The following is a 15,763-nucleotide window of genomic DNA, read 5'->3' as shown; positions in this document are numbered from 1 at the left end:
TAAATCATATAAATTGCATTGTCAAGGATTTTTATGAAAAATTTTATTGATATTCTAAATCGCTTGAAGTTAGCTCTTGGTGTCTCAATGGATAGTGAAGTGGCAGATTTTCTTGAAATGAAACAGTCTGCCTTTGCAGGCAGGAAAAAACGCAATTCCTTTCCAGACGAACAATTACGGCTTGTGGCAGCCAAACATGGGGATTTAAATCTTGACGTGGAATACATTCTTACTGGGGATAGCGACTACCACCAACAAATCATCAGAGCAAAAGATGAATATCTAGAACTAAGTGCATTATATTATCAACAACAGAAAGATAGTAAGGCAGAGAAAATCCAACTGAGCATTTTTCCCAAACCAAATAATGCCAACATTGTGGTGGATATTACAGATGATGAATTGCAGTTAATCTCAAATTTTAGAAAGTCTGATTTGCAGGGGCAAACACTTATTTTGGAGATTGCTAAATTAATACGTCAAAACTCAAACAACCAAGAGAGCGAGTATTAATTACTTTTTGGATAATCTTGAAAAATAAACAAAACCCCATTTCTATGGGGTTTTGTTTTGGCAGGCGTGGATTAGCCCACAAACTCCGTAAACCGCATGGCAGGTTTACCCTCGTCTTTGACCACTGTGCCTGTTAGCCCAGACTCCCACCAGCCATCTTCAAACCAGTTAATATCACCATCAGCCGACAAAACAACGTGAGCCACTTCCAGCACGCCGTCATTACCGCTAATGCGGTCTTTGCCGTCTAGGTAAATTTCAAGCGGAATGGATTGTAGGGTATTAGCGTCAATACTAAACCCTTTACGCCCCTTTGTTTTACCTTCATAATGCAAATTATCGCCATCATTAATGCCTGTACTGTCAAGCAAACGCACCATACCCAAGCGGGGGTTTAATTCGTATTTGGCTTTTTCAATTTCTTGCTTGGTTTTATTTTTTAGGGTAAAGTTTTCGGGGTCAATGTCATTATGAGCAAGTTTAATCCAGCCTGCTTTATTGGCTTTGACAGCAGTTTCTTCAATGGTTTGTGGTGCACCGCCAATGTCCACCGCTTCACCCATCAACACTCTTGCCAAAGCGTGCTTGTCAAAAGTGTTAAATTTTAGGCTGATTTCAATGGGCTGTGGCACGGTTTCCACTTCAATGGCTTGTCCAAAGTCGTCTCGCCCTGTGCTTTTCAGTTCGTCTTTTTCGGTTTCGCTTTTGGTCGTAAATTCGGTAACATTGCCCATTTTGGCAAAGCCATCAGACGAGCCATATTTACGAGCGTACAAATCGCCCGAATATTTACGCCCCCGCAGGGATTGTGTTTGTTGTGTCATAAGTTATCCTTTTTAAAATAATAGGTTGGGATATGTCAGCGAAACGAATTTCGCCGACATCACGATTAGGTTAATTTAATGGTCTGCACAAGGTCAGGACGCAGCACCAGTGGCAAGGGATTGGATTGGGCGTGTAGCTCCCAGCCTTTACCATGCTTTAATGGTTCACGGCTAGCATAGTATGGCAATGCCTTAGTATTGACCGCTTGCACCATATCGGCAGGGGCGTAGTACTCACGGAAAGTTTGGCGTGTGCCAAGTGGCAGGATAATGCCTTCGTCATCATCAATTTTTAGCCCACTTTCAAATTCTTCACCATAGACGATAAATTTGATTTTCTTGTGGATAAATTCCACGTCAGTATCGCCATTGCGGTACAGTTCAGATTCTTGAAAACGCAAATACGCATCCATGACTGACTTATGCGAAGTCAATGTATTCATAAACTCAGGCGAACACAGACACACAAAACCTGAAATGGATTCGCCTTTTCGCAGTTTTTTCATGTCATTTTTGTAGTTGTCAATGAGCGTGTGCGTTTTAGTGTTGGCATTAGACAGCTCCCAGTTAATCGTTTTGCGATTAAAGCCGAACTCTTTGTAGATGTCAGCAATGACTGTTTTGCCGTCTTTGTCCAAAACCTTACCCTTTAATGCTCCTAAGCGTGCGTGTTCAATGGTGTAGTCAATGTTTTCTTTGAACATTGCCATTTTGTCATTGACCGCACTCAAAACAGTTGCAAGGTTATTATTGGAACCAAACTCTCGCACATCTTGCACATCTTCGGCTCGCACCACATCATCTTGTGGCAGGTGCATCATGTGAAAGGTCTTTGGTGGTAGGCGACTTGATTGTACAGGGTCGCCCACGCTACCACGGGGCTTATTTTCTACAAGCGAGAGAGTATGCTCTTTTCGCTCCACTGTAACGTGTGTTGTGGTTTTAAATTCTTTTTTAAAGATACCCAAATCCCCCAAAATGGACGGGGTGGCAGGTAGCTCGTTAATGGCTTCGGTCAAAGACTCCACGCCAAAAATACAGTTATCAGATAAAGGCATAAATGCTCCTTAAAATGGGTTTAAATCAGGTTTAATCGGTCAAACGGACGCATCGGTGATTGGCTTACCGATGTACTTAATGCCGTATTCATCGCCTTGTTTGATAAAGGCATCTACAGACGTTGCCACCGCCTTGATGTCGGCTTCTTTGATGGCGGCTAGGTTAATCACGCAGTTATGCGGTTGCACCAGTACAAGCCCACTGGCATTTGTGTTTGACAGTGCCACCAGATACTTTTTGCGGATTGGGTACTGAACCAATTGACCGATTTTGATGTTATCCGCCTTGATGTTCTCACGGCTATGGCGGTCGGCTTCGGATTTTAGAATGTCGCCTATGGTGATGAGCGTGGTAGGCTCAGGGGTAGGGACGGCTGGGGCTGCTTGGGTATCGGACATGATAAACTCCTATTTGCGTGCTTTGGCGTTGGCAACCAAGGGATTGGTTGGGGCAGGATTGGCAGATTGCCCTGTGCCCGTGCCGTGTTGTTCGGATAGTAGGTACTCAGGCAAGCCCTGCTTGGGAGCAGACAGCGAGCCAATCATGGTTTTGGCTTTGTCTGTATCAAGCGACAACAGCACCTGCACGGTTGCGTTATCAATGCCTTGCCAGTCGCCTTTGTTGTCTTTGGTAAAGCCTTTTTGTGATAGCTGAGCTTCAATCTCGGCAGTTTTGGCTTGTTCGTCTGCTTTGGCTTTTTGTGCTTTTAGCTCATCTCTTTCTTTGGTCAGCTCTTGAACTTGGTTGGTAAGCTCAGTCATGCGTGCCAAAACCGCTTCATCAACAGTTCCGCTTTTTTTGGGGTGGGTTTGGATTGCTCATTGCATTTTCCTTTTGGTTGTGGGTTTGGGATAAAATCATCGCCATGGTCTGATTGTCCACACCTGTGGGCGTAAAAGACACTTCCGACACTCGGCATTTTCTTAAAATGGTAATCTCACCTGTCAGTGTCTGCCCATTGACCACTGCCGTCTGCCCATGCGACAGCTTCTCTTCGCAGTCGGCGATGATGTGGGCGGACATTTGGAACGGAAAACCGTCATCAGACTCACGGGCTAAGGCTTGCCCATGCTCGTTATCTAGTAACTCACCTTTGATGATGAGCTGATTGTCAGCCACAGACAGCACGCCAAAGCCCACTCGCTTGTCTCGGTCGTGGAGCAATAAAGTAGGCACTTTGTCAGCAAAAGTGATGTCGGATAAATCAGCAATGGCACGCACGCCATGATATACAAAGGGCTTGCCACTGTTGGCAATGCCATTAAAGGTGCGTTTGACTGCCTTGTCCGTTTGGTCGGCAGGGGCAATCATGGCGGGGGTGGTCTCGGTGAGTAGGTAGTGCATGGTCGCCTTGTTATGTCAATTTTTTGGCGATTATGACAGATGACACCAAGGGCGATAAGATGACGGGGTTCAGGGATTTTTAAGGGCTAAAAATGGGTAAAAAGCGATTACGCCCAAGAACGCACGCTAGGGGGTCATAATCGGCTTTTGATTGTGAGTAGGGTAAAGCTACTAAACGAATTTTTTAAACGTTTTTAAACGCCTTTTAAACGTTTTTAAAGGGGGTATTGGGGGCAGGTTTTGGCGGTGGGGTCAAATAACCATAAAAATCCCCCAATTTGGGGGAAATGGGGGATTTTTATGGTTATTTGATTGTACTCATGGCTTCTAGATTGTTTTTAATGGTTTGCACCAAACCGTCAATCAAAAAAGCATATTCTTGGATAGGGAATTTATTATCTTGATGAGTTTTTGCCATCTCTTGCACCAGTTCTAGTTGATAGACGGCGGTTTGGGCTTGATTTAGGTGCTGAACGTTGTCAATGTGCATCATCACTCTTCTCCTTGTTCCAGTACGCTTTTGGCGGTCTCTACCATGCGAGCGATGTTGTCATCACGGGTTAGGCTGTTGCCCTTGTAAGCACCATTGACTATCTGCGAGACGGTGGCAGGGCTAATTCTAAGCATACGCCCGATGTTCGCTTGGCTATATCCGTCTGCTTTCATTGCTTTGACTTGCTCTACCACTTCGGGGGTTACTTTGATGTGTCCTTTTTGGTTAAGTTCTAGTAGGCTTATGTAGCGTTCGGTATGGTCTAGCTTTGCCATTGTTGCTGTTGTGGCATTTGCCAGTATTTGCATATTGTCGCTCATTTTTTGGAGATGGGCGGTAATGACGGTCAAAGGGTCTGTTGCCCCACTTACCGCTAGGGCATATAGGCGTTTTTCGCAGTCAATGAAGTAACGGCGAGCCTCTTTGCCTTTTTCGTTTCGCTCTACCATAGACAACTCTTTTGCCATATCAAGGGTTAGGTGGTAGTCGGTTTTGTGTTTTGCACCACTTGGGAGCTGTTCCATAAATTTATGGAGCAGGTAATCTTGATTTTCTACAAAGTCATAGTCAAAAATGCGTGATTTAATCCAAGTAGAAAAATCTTGACGACTACCCAAAAAAGCGTGCAATTCACGAGCATTGACAAGCAGTTGGCGTTCGCCATTGATGACACCGTCAAAGGTGGGGACAAGTGCAGTCGCACTGGTGGGGAGAGTGATATTTGACATAGTGATGTCCTTGTGTTTGATTTCGAGATTTACCCTAAAAATAGGGTGCCAACAGGTTCGAAAGCCGACACAAAGAAACGGCTGGGATTATTTCCCACGAAAGGGTATTGTATTCTCCGCCCTGTCGGCATAACAAGGACATTATACCCAAAATTGCGGTTAAAGGCAAATTTTGGATATGACTTTATAGCCAATCTTTCGTGGGCTAGGGGACGCTTTGTGTTTTGTCAGGTTTCGACACCTGTTGGGGGACATTATAGCGTATGCAGGTTTTTTTGCAAGGGTTTTTTATAAAAATATGTGCATATTTTTGTTAAGTGATTGATTTTTAAAAAAAACCCAAAACAAAACCCCCCAACAGGGGGCTTGATTAGGTGGTGGCAATACAAAACCAATCAAATCAACACCGCCCCATTATTGGGCAGTTCACCTTTAATATTTTTTAGGGTCAAGCCCACTTGATTTTGTGGTGTGGTCAGCTCTTTGCGACCCAAACCAACAACCTGCCAAACGCTATCATTGTCTTGGCAAGTTAGCATATCATTTAGGGCAATTTTGTTGTTGGTTTTGCCTGTTACAATAATATGACCGCCCACTTGTATAAATTGTGTGTCAGTTATCATTTGAGTTTTTCCCATTCTTGTTGCCATTGGGCTAAGGCTCGCTCAATTTGTTCTAGTTCTGCGACTGTCCAGCCAAGCAGTCGCCCAACCGTCAGTAATTTTTTCTGAGCTTGTATTTCAAATTGTACTATATCTTGCCATTCAAGGCTAGCAAAATTTGTACTTTTGTGCTGTCCATAATGCAGTAATTCTTCAATAACTTGCGTGCGTGTTGGATTTTCAGGAAAGGCAAAAAAACCAGACATTCCCACTTCGGTTGGAAAATAAACTGCTTCCGCCCCCATTTGTTTGGCAAAACGCCCACCTTCTTCGCCAATCAAATAGGGAATGCCCTGTTTGTCAAAGACTTTTATAAGTTTTGCCAATTTTTCTTTGGGATAAAACTCGCCATCTTTGCCATCAGATTTAAAAAAGACAGCTTTATCAATATTGGTATATTTCTCTAAACTTTCAAAAGCCAAGCCATCCGCAAATTCCTTACCATGCTTCTCCTCTGCCAACTTCAACAACGCCGTCAGCCTATCATGATTATGATTAAAGCTAAAATGCACGCCCTTTGGCACAGTCATCATCTCGCCTGTTAGGGGGTGTTTGACCTGCTCCATGTCAATGTCATAGACGATGCCTTTTTCGGCTTGCTCATCTAGGATTTTTTTGGCACGGGTTTTAGTGAGCTGTTTAACCCAGCACTTGCACCCAAAGCCATTGGGGGGCATGATACTTGCCCAAATGGGGTCGTCCACAGGGCGTACCATGCCATAAAACTGTTTATGGTTGTCTCGTTTATTTGCCGACACGCTAGGCATGTATTGCAAATAAGGCAATAGCTCCTTGGTACGCTGTATGCGTTCCCATTGTCCGCCTGCATAAGCGGTGGCTTTGTTGGTATGATAAATCGTCCGTAGGCGATGACCTAGGTGTTTTTGATAATCTCTAAACGCCTCTTTGTCATCGTCCACGTTGTCATTTTTAAAAGTCGGGGCAAGCCAACCTTTTGCCATAAGATAAGGCTTTAAAGCCTTTTTAAAGTCGGCAAAACTTGTGCCGTTCTCTATCGCCTGCTTCATCGCCTTGTGGACTTCGGTTAGCATGTCTTTATCAGCGATACGAGCCACGGTAAATGCAAGGGCGTGTTCATACGCTTTTAATTCTGCATAGTGCTGGGTAGTCAGTAGGACTTTGCCATTAAAGCTGGCGATAGCCTCACGGTTTGGTAATCGCTCATGGTTAATCTCTGGCATATCACACCCCCGTCTGCCCGTCTTGGTTGGTCTTGCCTGTCAAGCTGTCCACATAAGCTGTTAAGTTCTGATTGGCAAGCTCATCTACAAAGTCATCATCAGTCAAATCAAGGCTTGCCAGTCTTTTTTGAAAGTCTGTAAAGTCGTTCACATCATCAAATAATGCCATTACCTTATCAGCCTGTTTATTGGCAATCCTAATCTGCCTATCACTCAATGGCTCATCATCGTCATGGTCGTGGTCATGGCTTGTATCATCATGTGTATCTGATAACAGCATAGATAACGGCATATTTTGCGGTTGGGCGGTAGGGCTAGGCTCTACAATCTTAAAATGATGTTCTTCAAAGCCCACCACGTCTTTGTAGTAGTCCGATGTCAAGACTATCGTCCCCGTGTCCAGATACAATTTGTCTCGCTCGGCTCGCATCTTATCCACCGCCTTTTCGTTTTTCCAATCAAACCACACCTGCCCGCTTGACACAAGGGGCGTGCCAAAGTGGCTATTTACCGCCAGCATCGCAGTTAGGGCGTGATTTATCGCCTCTTTGGCAAGTTCTAAGTACGAGCCGATACGGTCAATACGGGTCTTATCGTCCGTCTCTTGGGACGCACGGCTACCGCTAGATAACTCGGACGTTTTAACACGTCCCAATAGGAGTTTTTGGATACGACTGTTTGCCATACGCTCCGCCATTTCAAATGCCGAACCGTCCGCACTTAGCTGATGAATGTTAATGTCATCATCTGCCCCAATGCCAGTCGCCCCACCGTTGATAAATTCAAACAGACGACTGGTAAAGCTCTCAATCATGCTAAATCCGCCTTGCTTCCCCACGACATACGGCTGAGCGTAGCGTTTGATAAACTGCCCTAAAAATGCCCAATTTTTACCCCGTAGCAATACGGATGGATACGCCTTGATAATCATCATCTGCCCCATAGGACGGGCAGGACTGGCTCTGTGGGTCAGCACCAAGTTTTTGACGGCGGTATTTATCGGCACATCACGCCCATGGTCATCAAACAGCACCGTACCGTCTCTTTTAAACTTATAATGCCCAAGCTCGCCCTCACGGTTTAGCACCTTATCGATAACAATCCGCCCCTTGTCATCATGCTTATAGACATATTCGGCGATGGCGTGTCCGTTCCACTTGGCAAGCATGGCAAGCTCGGCAAAGGTCTTGATGTGGGGCGTTACCCATTTGATAAGCTCGTTTTGGGTGTCCTCGTCCAGTGTGTCGCCCCACAATACAAAAGGCGTGGCTCTGATAGCACTCTCAATATCCTCACGGCACGCCTCTATCTCATCGTCATTTAGGATAGCGTCTAATATCTGGGTGCGTGATTTGCCCGTCTGGGCGATGAGTCGCTCCAAGCTCTCGTCTGCCGTCTCGCTGGCAAAGTCATCAAAGGCGGTGTTAATCGCCCTAAACAGTGCCGTTTTGTCAAAAGGCTTGGTCTCTTTTGGGGCGGTGTTGCTTTTGAGTTTATTTAGTAGTCCTAACATATCAGTCCCCCATGACAGCCACGGTGGTGGTAAAACGGAGTGGGAATAGGGCATAGTTTTTAAAATACCGCACCGCCAAGGCTTGTTTTTGCACAAAGGGCGATAAGGTCAAGGCTCGTCCGTCCTGCTCAGGCTCGTAGCCTTGCAGTGCCTTACAAATGGCGGTCAGGCTCGCCCCCACCCCGTCCATGCGTGGGCGTGGGTTGTACTGCTGTTTGGCAAGTATCAGCGTAAAGCCCAGCTCCATGACCTGCTCACGTCCGCCATGATTAGGGTCGGTTGGGGTCAGCCCATCAAAGATGACATAGACCGCCCCATCTAAGGGGGCGACTGCTTGATTATCCATCTCGCTAAGTTCCTTGATTTCTAGCACTTTTTTGATTTGTGAGATGGATTTTAGGCGGTCAAGCAACGCAGGGTAACAGACCAACATATCATCGTGCCAAAGGGGGGATTTACTCATTTTATTATCCTTTAAAAGTGGGTTAAAGCAGTGTTAATCACCCATTAAAATCTCATTGATTAACTCATAAATCTCTGCTTGATCGTCATTGGACAGCCCCAAAAAGGGTCGGGCAGTCATTTGTGTCGTGCCAAATTGATGATAGACGCCATAACTCTCAGGTGTACCAACACTGATGCCATAAGGGTCAGCGTGGTGGGTAATTGAGCGAAGTAAATCGCCACTTTTAACCAAAATGTTGTTATTGCCTTTTTGGGTTTGCGTGGACGGCATTAGATTTGCCCACGATGTGCCGTCTGGGGCTTTTTTATCAGCAAATCGTTGGCGTGTACTGCTCTCTAACAGACTGCCGATGGCGTCCATTAAAGGGGTTAAATCGCCCAGTTTTTCACGCAGTGCTTCTACATTGCCCTGCAATAGGGGTAAATCATCACTGACATTGAGGGTCATTTGGGTCATCATTCGCTCCACAAGCTAGGCACAGGATTGGGTTTGACCGCAATGCCACTTTTAACGCCATTATTCGCCCCTGTCTCTGACAGTCCTGTTAGCATTGATGGGTTTTTTTGGACAAGCAGTAGCCAATCTATCGCTTGCTGGTAGCGTTTTTCTACAATGTCTGTTACGCCATTTTCATACAGATAATAACGGGCAATATCACAAGTCTTTAAAATAAGTGATTTTGGCGGTGTGCCAAGATACGCCCCACCCACAATCAGCCCTGTGGGATTAAGGTAGCCCACCACTTCGGCGGTAGCGTCTGATATGGCGTGGTTAATCACGGTCTCATCAATCACCGTGTAATTTTCTTTGTCAGTTAAATTGGCAAGCTCGTTTTCGCCAAATCGGTCTATCAAATCTTGTAGGGTTATCATCACTTTTCCTTTTATGAATACATACTTGGTGTGGGAATATGAATAGGGGTAATTTCGGCTTGTCTAACATAAGTGCTGGCAAATTTATACACCATCTCCACAGCGTCCGCTCCATCATCGTGGTCTGCCTTTGGAAAATGGCGAAACTGGTCTATCAGCGTGCTTTGGGAAGTATGTAGCAGTAATAGCCCATTTGCCATATAAGGTTGTAAACTCTCTATTCGCAAAAGTTTATCGCTTGTTGGTTTTACAGGCACCGCAGGAATGGGCACGCCACTTTCTGCTCCCCGTCTGACTATCTCGGTGCGTAAAAACTCTTGAAACTGCACCGCTTCTACCGCCCATTTCACACACCCATATTTTGCTTGCATTGCAATCACATCACTGATGATACGGTCGGGCAGGCGTTTTTTGATGTTGGCTTCTACGACATAGATTTTGCCTGTGGCTCGTTCTAGTCCCGCCACGACAATGGCGGACGGGTCTCGGCTTGCCCCTGCCTTGCCGAGTGACGGGTCTACTGCCCCAAAATAAATCAGATTATTGGGCAATTCGTGCCAAAAATTCATCGCTTTGGCAAAAGGTGCGTCATCGCCTGCCGTTGGGTCGTTTTGATATTCACTATCAAAGGCTTCGTGTCCGTCACGGGCCCTAATTTTCATCAGGGCAAGTATGGGGCGAGCTTGCCACGACACCACCGCCCCTTTATCCATTTGTGCCTTATGAGCTTGATAAAAGTCATTGGCTTCGTCAATTTGCTTAGATTTGTACAGGCATTCCCATTCGTCCCACAGTGCCATGTTTTCAGGCATTTGGATAATGGCTTTAAACCTTGCCGACTCCCAACCTGCGTTATTTAGGGTGCGATTTAGTACGCTGTCATAATGCAAAATCGTGCCAATGTAGATGATGTCAAACTTCTCCCCTGCCGCCCCAAGTGGCATAATTGTTTTGGTGAGCCACGAGTTCAGCTTATCTCGTTGTTCGGGGTTTCTAACATTTTCATCATTCTCAATGTCATCAAGTGTGGCGGTGTCGGGGCGATAAGGTCCATGCCGTAAGCCACGCAGTTTTTTGCCAGCACCTGCCACTTGCACTTTAATGCCATTTTTGGTAACGATTGTACCTGCTTGCCACACTCTTCCTACGCCTGCGACATCGGGAAAATCCGACTTTAAACGGGGGTTAAATTCCAATTCCGCCTTAATCGCTTCTAGCATTGGATAGGCTTGGTCTAGGCTATCCATCACAATGAGTGAGTATTTGGTAATGCCCCGCACGATTTTCCACAAGTTATAAAGCTGGCTGACAAGCGTGGATTTGGCTTCGCCACGAGGGGCGGCAATCGCCAAAAATCGGCTGTCAGGGTCGTTTGCCACCTTTGGCAATTTATCAAATAGATATTTGTGCAATTCGGACTTGTGCGGGCTTCTGACATAGTGCGGAAAATAGACACTCACAAAATATTCAAAGCCTGTGAATGGGTCATTAACCCGTTTGATGCGCTCGGCAATAAACTCAGGCTCTATCATCCAGCCATCTACAACCGACTCAATGGCGGTGCGATAGCCCGCCGCCAATTCGGTGAGTTTTTCTAAAAAGTCTTTGGAACGTAAGAGTTTGGATTTTGCCATGTTGTATTTTTACCTTATCAAGCAACTATTCACTTGCCCGCTCTGTGGTAGGGTTGACTTTAATTTCACTAACGACATAGGTTTTGTTGTCAATATGCACATAGCCTTTTTCATCAGCCATTTTGGCAAGATGCTTATCTGCGTGGTAAAGCCACCAAACACCGCTAAACAAAAACACAAAAAATATCATCATCAATACCAAGCAACATAGCAACATGTCTTTTTTTCATCATTCACCCCTTAATCATCATTTCAATTCTCTATCTAGTAACTCACCAAACGGCACTAGGATTTCTACAAATACTGCCATTGCCTCAGGCTTATGCTCTTTGATATACTCGCCGAGGAGTTCCATGACGGTCATCGCCACCGCCAAACGGTCGGTAACAGGCATGAGTTTACGGTTTGCCCCAATGGTTTTGTTATAGCTGTCGGATAAGCTGGCTAAAATTTTTGCCTTTTCAATGGGCGGGGTATCAGTGTCGCTCTTGATTTCGCCAGATAAATTTTGAAAGAGTAAAATAAAATCAGTCAAAATTTGCCTTGCCACATCTTCAATCTCGCCCCCTGCCAGCGTTTGGGCGGATTTGACCTTGTCCCAGTCATCGCCCCTTGCTCGGGCTTGGGTTTTCCAGCGTTGCACCGTTGCATAGCTGATACCGTGTAGGCTTGCACACTTATCAAGGGGCAACTTGTCAAAGATATAGGCTTTACGCACCTTGTCTTTGTCATCTTGTGAATATGCCACGCTATCCCCCAAATTTGGCTTTGACAATCTCCATGCCAATGCTAAACATACCACTGGTTGCCGTACCTGCCACCGCCCCTGCGATTGCCCCTGCAACCGTTGCTTTTTTGGTAACGCTTTGCTCCAAATCGTCAATTTTTTGGGCGATTTGGCGGTTTTGGTTATGGATACTGTCTAGCGATGAGAGTATTTTGGCATTGATTGCCTGCTGTGTTGCTTGGTCTATCTCGTTCATTTGTCCGCCTTTTTGTCTAGTTTGTCATTAACCTTGCCCAGCTCGGTTTTAATCTCTTGCAAAGACTGCATGATGCGGTCATTATCTTTATGGCTGTCCGCCTTGGATTGATAATTTTTGTACATCTCGGAGCGAAGTTCGGCAATGTCTGATTTTAATTGGTTAATTTGCAAACGATTTTCGTCTTGGCTTGATGACAACGTGGCAACCCACCGCCAAAATATGGCTTGGACAATGGTCGCCACAATGCTAATCGTCAAGACAACATAGGTATCGCTCATCGTCTACCTTCTGTCTCGTGTGTCCGCTCATGCGTCCACTGACAGCCGACACACCGCACGGCATGGGGCAGGGCTTGCTTTCGCACCTTGCCGATTGGCTCGCCACAGTCTATGCACTCGGTGATGTCATTGGGTGTGGCGTGGCTTTGGGCGTGCTTGATTTGTATGGCTAAGATTTGCTCGGATTGGGCGGTGGCACGGTCGATTAGGTCGGTCATGGCACACCTCCTGTATCGTCTTGGTCGTCTGCTTGGGTGCGATACTCTCGCCCATGTCCGTCCCTGCTTGGCTTGCTTTGACTGACAAATCGCAGTATCAGACCACACACCGCCACGACTGCGGTGAGTTTGTCCTGCATGACGGGCGGTAGCATGGCCGTTAGCTCAGGCGGTAGGGGCGTGGTCGCCAAAAACACAATCAGCATAAACGCCCATGTGCTAAACCATTGCCAACCCTTACGCCAGTTTGCGACAAGTTGTAGTTTCATACCGACCTCTTAAAAAATTTCAAAATGCGGACTGTCCGACTCGCCACGCTCTCTGGGCTTGCCGTTTCTGTTCCAATCGGCTCCCCAGCGTAGCTTGGTGTTTTTGGCAATGGCGTTTTCGGCAATGAGTTGTCTCTCGGCATCAAACATGGCTTTGGCAATCGCATCAAACTTTTTTAAATCCGACCAATCCACAGGATAAGGGCAGATGTCCACCGCATGACCATAGCCGTCTGCTTGCTTGCAATGCTTGGACGCAAAAGGGTTGGATAGCCATGTTACTTTGGCGTGCTTGGGATTGGCGTATTTGGCGGGTATGCCCTTGGCAAGGCACTGGGCGACTGTACGACCCTTACCATAGTTAATCATGCACTGCTCACGGCTACGCACGCCCTCAATCACCACAAAGTCCTGACCTGTGATGGTAATGGCTCGCTTGACAATGGCGACAAGGCTGTCATGTACGCCGTTTAGGTTGTTCAAAGAACGTTTTGATAAGACATAAGGCATAAAAATCCCCTTAAAGTTGGTTTAAGGGGATTTTAAAGGGTGTTTAAGACTAGGGTAAGATGACGGGGTTCAGGGGTTATTTTATTGGCTGGCAAGGCACTCTATGGCAAATTGCACCGCATAGGGGGCTTTTTGATAATTGGGGCTGTCGGTAAAGGATAGATACCGCCGTATGGAACGGGCGTTAATGCCTATTAATTCAGCGGTTTGGGCTTGGGTGAGTCCTGCTTTGGCAATGAGCGAACGCAAATAATCGGGGTCTGGATTGTAGTTTTCGGCATTGGGTTTCATTGAATTTTCCTGTTATTTTAAAAAACCCCCTGCGTTGCAAGGGCTTTTTGGGTTATTTGGTTAAAAGGTGGGTAATGATAGGACTTGCGATGGCAGCGATTAAGGCAATGGTTGCAATCACAACACCAATTAAAGGGTAATACCTAGTCTCTTTTTGGATTTTTTGCGTTTCAGCAATGAGCTTTAATAATTCGGCTTGTATTTTGGTGTTGTTAAGTTCCGATGTGGATTGAATGTTATTCGTTTCGGCATTAAGTTTGTTGATTTGAGCCATCATCAGCTCCTTAGTAAGTTGTTTCATAAATCGCTCCTAAGCGTTTTTGCCACAGCAGAAATTGCTTGGCTTGTTGGGATTATTATAGGTCAATTTGTCCTATTTGTCAAGCATATTTTTAAAAAAACATCAAAAAACACCCCAAACCGTGTGGGTTGGGGTGTGTAGCATTAGTCCCTTAGTTTTCTTTTGGGGGTTGCCAATGGTCTTCTACAACAACCCAATTTAATGTACCAACACCACTCTCTACAACATCAATGTGGTTTGCTCCTTGGTGTATATGAATATTTTTGTTTAAAAACATAAGTCTATGTTTAAGTTGCTTGGATTTTCTTAGAATATCTAAGCAATTTTCTACATCTTTTTTTAAATCAGTCAAATTTTGTGTGTAATCAATATCAAAAGCACCTACCAATTTACCAAAAACATATCGTTTATTACCATTTGGTAAATGTATGATTTTAAGATTGGCTAATGATGAGCGGTTCTCTGCTTCAAAGCTATCTTCTAGTCGTGCCACAATGTCCGCATTCATAGAGCGATTTTGCTGTTCAGCAGATTGCCTTAATTTTTCTCTAAGCTCTGGCGATAACCTAAGCTGATATTGCACGGTTTTGTGAGTGTCGGTCATTGGGTTCTCCATCAAATTTTATAAAACTATTATATCATATCCAAAAGGATATTGACAAGCTAAAAAAATGGTGTATAATGGCATACATATCCATTAGGATATTATATCAAATGGGTATAAAAAACCCCTTGCAGACGGTCAAATCACGCAAGGGGCATCACTAACCACTCTTTACAAGGAATTAGCAATGACTACTTTACCACAAATCCGCCCCCTTGTCCAAACTTTTCAAGGGAAAATTAACGGCGAAACCCAGCCCCTTGTCAATGCTCGTGAACTGCACGCCTTTTTGGAAAGCAAACAAGACTTTTCAAATTGGATTGCCAAACGCATTGAAAAATATGGGTTTGTAAACGGTAAGGACTTTTCAATAAATTTATTGAAAACCCCCAACGGCGGTCGCCCAACCACCGAATATCATATCACCCTAGATATGGCAAAGGAACTTTCAATGGTAGAACGCTCCGACAAAGGCAAAACCGCTCGCCAGTATTTTATTGCTTGTGAAAAGGCTCTGTTTGCAGACCAAAGCACAGTTAAAAGCCTAATCGCCCAAAACCAAGCCCTAAAAGACGAACTACTAAAAGCCAATAACGACTACAAGGCATTACAAGTAATGCACGATGGCGGACTTGAAAATTGGCAAATGGGGTTGGCGGTGGGACTTGCTCCAAGTACCGTCAGCAAAAAACTTGCCAAAATGCGAAAATTGGGCTTGATTGGCGAACGCTACGAAATGGCGGACAATAAAGGTCAATTAACTTTGGGATTGGGGGAATAATGATGACTGCCACACAAAGACAACTGCTTGCCCGTGCAGGCTCTGCCGTCAGACAGCTAAAACTATTGGCGATTATGGCAAAAACCGCCAATCAAGATGCTTTGGATTATTATGAATTGTCCGACTTTTTGGCACTTTTGGAAGGCCCATTAGACGAATTGGACGCTTGTTTTACCAATCCAGCATTGGACGAAGTTTTGTAAGCCACGCCCAAC

The 15,763-nt window shown here is 45.3% G+C and carries 27 protein-coding genes; 3 read left to right on the top strand and 24 right to left on the bottom strand.

Translation table 11 applies throughout. From position 1 onward, the window contains the following. Positions 1–33: 33 nt before the first annotated feature. Complete coding sequence (locus DX073_RS11695) at positions 34–513, top strand: helix-turn-helix domain-containing protein (RefSeq protein WP_115008208.1); 480 nt, start codon at positions 34–36, stop codon at positions 511–513. Between the two features lie 71 nt (positions 514–584). On the opposite strand, the gene DX073_RS11690 is transcribed toward DX073_RS11695, so the two are convergent. The 24 genes from DX073_RS11690 to DX073_RS11585 form a co-directional block, all read right to left on the bottom strand. After that, positions 585–1,337 (bottom strand): phage tail tube protein, encoded by a 753-nt coding sequence (locus DX073_RS11690; RefSeq protein WP_115008207.1) that lies wholly within the window; start codon positions 1,335–1,337, stop codon positions 585–587. Between the two features lie 65 nt (positions 1,338–1,402). Further along, on the bottom strand, positions 1,403–2,395 hold the full coding sequence (locus DX073_RS11685) for a major capsid protein (protein WP_115008206.1): 993 nt from the start codon (positions 2,393–2,395) through the stop codon (positions 1,403–1,405). Positions 2,396–2,434: 39 nt separating this feature from the next. After that, on the bottom strand, positions 2,435–2,794 hold the full coding sequence (locus DX073_RS11680) for an oxaloacetate decarboxylase alpha chain (protein ID WP_115008205.1): 360 nt from the start codon (positions 2,792–2,794) through the stop codon (positions 2,435–2,437). A gap of 9 nt (positions 2,795–2,803) precedes the next feature. Continuing rightward, complete coding sequence (locus DX073_RS11675) at positions 2,804–3,157, bottom strand: hypothetical protein (protein ID WP_115008204.1); 354 nt, start codon at positions 3,155–3,157, stop codon at positions 2,804–2,806. A gap of 19 nt (positions 3,158–3,176) precedes the next feature. After that, on the bottom strand, positions 3,177–3,740 hold the full coding sequence (locus tag DX073_RS11670) for a hypothetical protein (RefSeq protein ID WP_115008203.1): 564 nt from the start codon (positions 3,738–3,740) through the stop codon (positions 3,177–3,179). A 304-nt stretch (positions 3,741–4,044) separates the two neighbouring features. Then, a complete protein-coding gene (locus DX073_RS11665) occupies positions 4,045–4,233 on the bottom strand; it encodes a hypothetical protein (protein ID WP_115008202.1) in 189 nt (62 codons plus the stop codon). After that, positions 4,233–4,961 carry an antA/AntB antirepressor family protein gene (locus DX073_RS11660; protein WP_115008201.1) on the bottom strand — a complete coding sequence of 243 codons (729 nt, stop codon included), beginning with the start codon at positions 4,959–4,961 and terminating at the stop codon, positions 4,233–4,235. Before DX073_RS11660 ends, DX073_RS11665 begins: the two co-directional genes overlap by 1 nt. A 395-nt stretch (positions 4,962–5,356) precedes the next feature. Then, positions 5,357–5,584 (bottom strand): hypothetical protein, encoded by a 228-nt coding sequence (locus DX073_RS11655; protein WP_147279731.1) that lies wholly within the window; start codon positions 5,582–5,584, stop codon positions 5,357–5,359. Then, complete coding sequence (locus tag DX073_RS11650) at positions 5,581–6,825, bottom strand: phage head morphogenesis protein (protein ID WP_115008199.1); 1,245 nt, start codon at positions 6,823–6,825, stop codon at positions 5,581–5,583. Before DX073_RS11650 ends, DX073_RS11655 begins: the two co-directional genes overlap by 4 nt. A 1-nt stretch (position 6,826) precedes the next feature. Then, complete coding sequence (locus tag DX073_RS11645; protein WP_115008198.1) at positions 6,827–8,338, bottom strand: phage portal protein family protein; 1,512 nt, start codon at positions 8,336–8,338, stop codon at positions 6,827–6,829. A 1-nt stretch (position 8,339) separates the two neighbouring features. Then, positions 8,340–8,801: a phage tail terminator protein gene (locus tag DX073_RS11640; RefSeq protein ID WP_115008197.1), complete on the bottom strand. Its 462-nt coding sequence runs from the start codon at positions 8,799–8,801 to the stop codon at positions 8,340–8,342. A 33-nt stretch (positions 8,802–8,834) separates the two neighbouring features. Next, on the bottom strand, positions 8,835–9,260 hold the full coding sequence (locus DX073_RS11635; protein ID WP_181814445.1) for a phage virion morphogenesis protein: 426 nt from the start codon (positions 9,258–9,260) through the stop codon (positions 8,835–8,837). After that, complete coding sequence (locus DX073_RS11630) at positions 9,260–9,676, bottom strand: gp436 family protein (RefSeq protein WP_115008195.1); 417 nt, start codon at positions 9,674–9,676, stop codon at positions 9,260–9,262. The genes DX073_RS11635 and DX073_RS11630 overlap by 1 nt, the downstream gene beginning before the upstream one ends. Positions 9,677–9,687: 11 nt before the next feature. Then, positions 9,688–11,310 (bottom strand): phage terminase large subunit, encoded by a 1,623-nt coding sequence (gene terL, locus DX073_RS11625; protein WP_115008194.1) that lies wholly within the window; start codon positions 11,308–11,310, stop codon positions 9,688–9,690. Between the two features lie 25 nt (positions 11,311–11,335). Next, positions 11,336–11,500 (bottom strand): DUF4913 domain-containing protein, encoded by a 165-nt coding sequence (locus DX073_RS14380; protein WP_220186749.1) that lies wholly within the window; start codon positions 11,498–11,500, stop codon positions 11,336–11,338. 57 nt (positions 11,501–11,557) lie between these two features. Further along, positions 11,558–12,058 carry a DUF1804 family protein gene (locus tag DX073_RS11620; protein ID WP_181814443.1) on the bottom strand — a complete coding sequence of 167 codons (501 nt, stop codon included), beginning with the start codon at positions 12,056–12,058 and terminating at the stop codon, positions 11,558–11,560. Between the two features lies 1 nt (position 12,059). Next, positions 12,060–12,293 (bottom strand): hypothetical protein, encoded by a 234-nt coding sequence (locus tag DX073_RS14375; protein ID WP_181814442.1) that lies wholly within the window; start codon positions 12,291–12,293, stop codon positions 12,060–12,062. Then, positions 12,290–12,574, bottom strand: coding sequence for a hypothetical protein (locus DX073_RS11615; protein ID WP_115008192.1), 285 nt, complete (start codon positions 12,572–12,574; stop codon positions 12,290–12,292). The genes DX073_RS14375 and DX073_RS11615 overlap by 4 nt, the downstream gene beginning before the upstream one ends. After that, positions 12,571–12,792, bottom strand: a complete 222-nt coding sequence (locus DX073_RS11610; protein ID WP_115008191.1) for a TraR/DksA C4-type zinc finger protein — start codon at positions 12,790–12,792, stop codon at positions 12,571–12,573. Before DX073_RS11610 ends, DX073_RS11615 begins: the two co-directional genes overlap by 4 nt. After that, complete coding sequence (locus DX073_RS11605; RefSeq protein WP_115008190.1) at positions 12,789–13,061, bottom strand: DUF7940 domain-containing protein; 273 nt, start codon at positions 13,059–13,061, stop codon at positions 12,789–12,791. Before DX073_RS11605 ends, DX073_RS11610 begins: the two co-directional genes overlap by 4 nt. Before the next feature lie 9 nt (positions 13,062–13,070). Next, a complete protein-coding gene (locus DX073_RS11600; RefSeq protein ID WP_115008189.1) occupies positions 13,071–13,571 on the bottom strand; it encodes a M15 family metallopeptidase in 501 nt (166 codons plus the stop codon). Positions 13,572–13,652: 81 nt separating this feature from the next. Beyond that, the gene (locus tag DX073_RS11595; protein ID WP_115008188.1) at positions 13,653–13,862 is read right to left on the bottom strand and encodes a helix-turn-helix domain-containing protein; all 210 of its coding nucleotides are present in this window, start codon (positions 13,860–13,862) and stop codon (positions 13,653–13,655) included. 52 nt (positions 13,863–13,914) lie between these two features. Next, positions 13,915–14,163, bottom strand: a complete 249-nt coding sequence (locus DX073_RS11590) for a hypothetical protein (protein ID WP_115008187.1) — start codon at positions 14,161–14,163, stop codon at positions 13,915–13,917. Between the two features lie 151 nt (positions 14,164–14,314). Then, positions 14,315–14,767: an Arc family DNA-binding protein gene (locus DX073_RS11585; protein WP_115008186.1), complete on the bottom strand. Its 453-nt coding sequence runs from the start codon at positions 14,765–14,767 to the stop codon at positions 14,315–14,317. A gap of 187 nt (positions 14,768–14,954) precedes the next feature. Between DX073_RS11585 and DX073_RS11580 the strand changes: the two genes are divergently transcribed. Both DX073_RS11580 and DX073_RS11575 read left to right on the top strand, forming a co-directional pair. Continuing rightward, a complete protein-coding gene (locus tag DX073_RS11580) occupies positions 14,955–15,548 on the top strand; it encodes an antA/AntB antirepressor family protein (RefSeq protein WP_115008185.1) in 594 nt (197 codons plus the stop codon). Next, entirely contained in the window at positions 15,548–15,751 is a 204-nt protein-coding gene (locus tag DX073_RS11575) for a hypothetical protein (RefSeq protein ID WP_115008184.1), read from the top strand. The genes DX073_RS11580 and DX073_RS11575 overlap by 1 nt, the downstream gene beginning before the upstream one ends. Positions 15,752–15,763: the final 12 nt, after the last annotated feature.

It is taken from the genome of Moraxella lacunata (genome assembly GCF_900453205.1).
Classification (GTDB): domain Bacteria; phylum Pseudomonadota; class Gammaproteobacteria; order Pseudomonadales; family Moraxellaceae; genus Moraxella; species Moraxella lacunata_B.
This window is presented reverse-complemented; position numbering and strand designations above follow the sequence as displayed.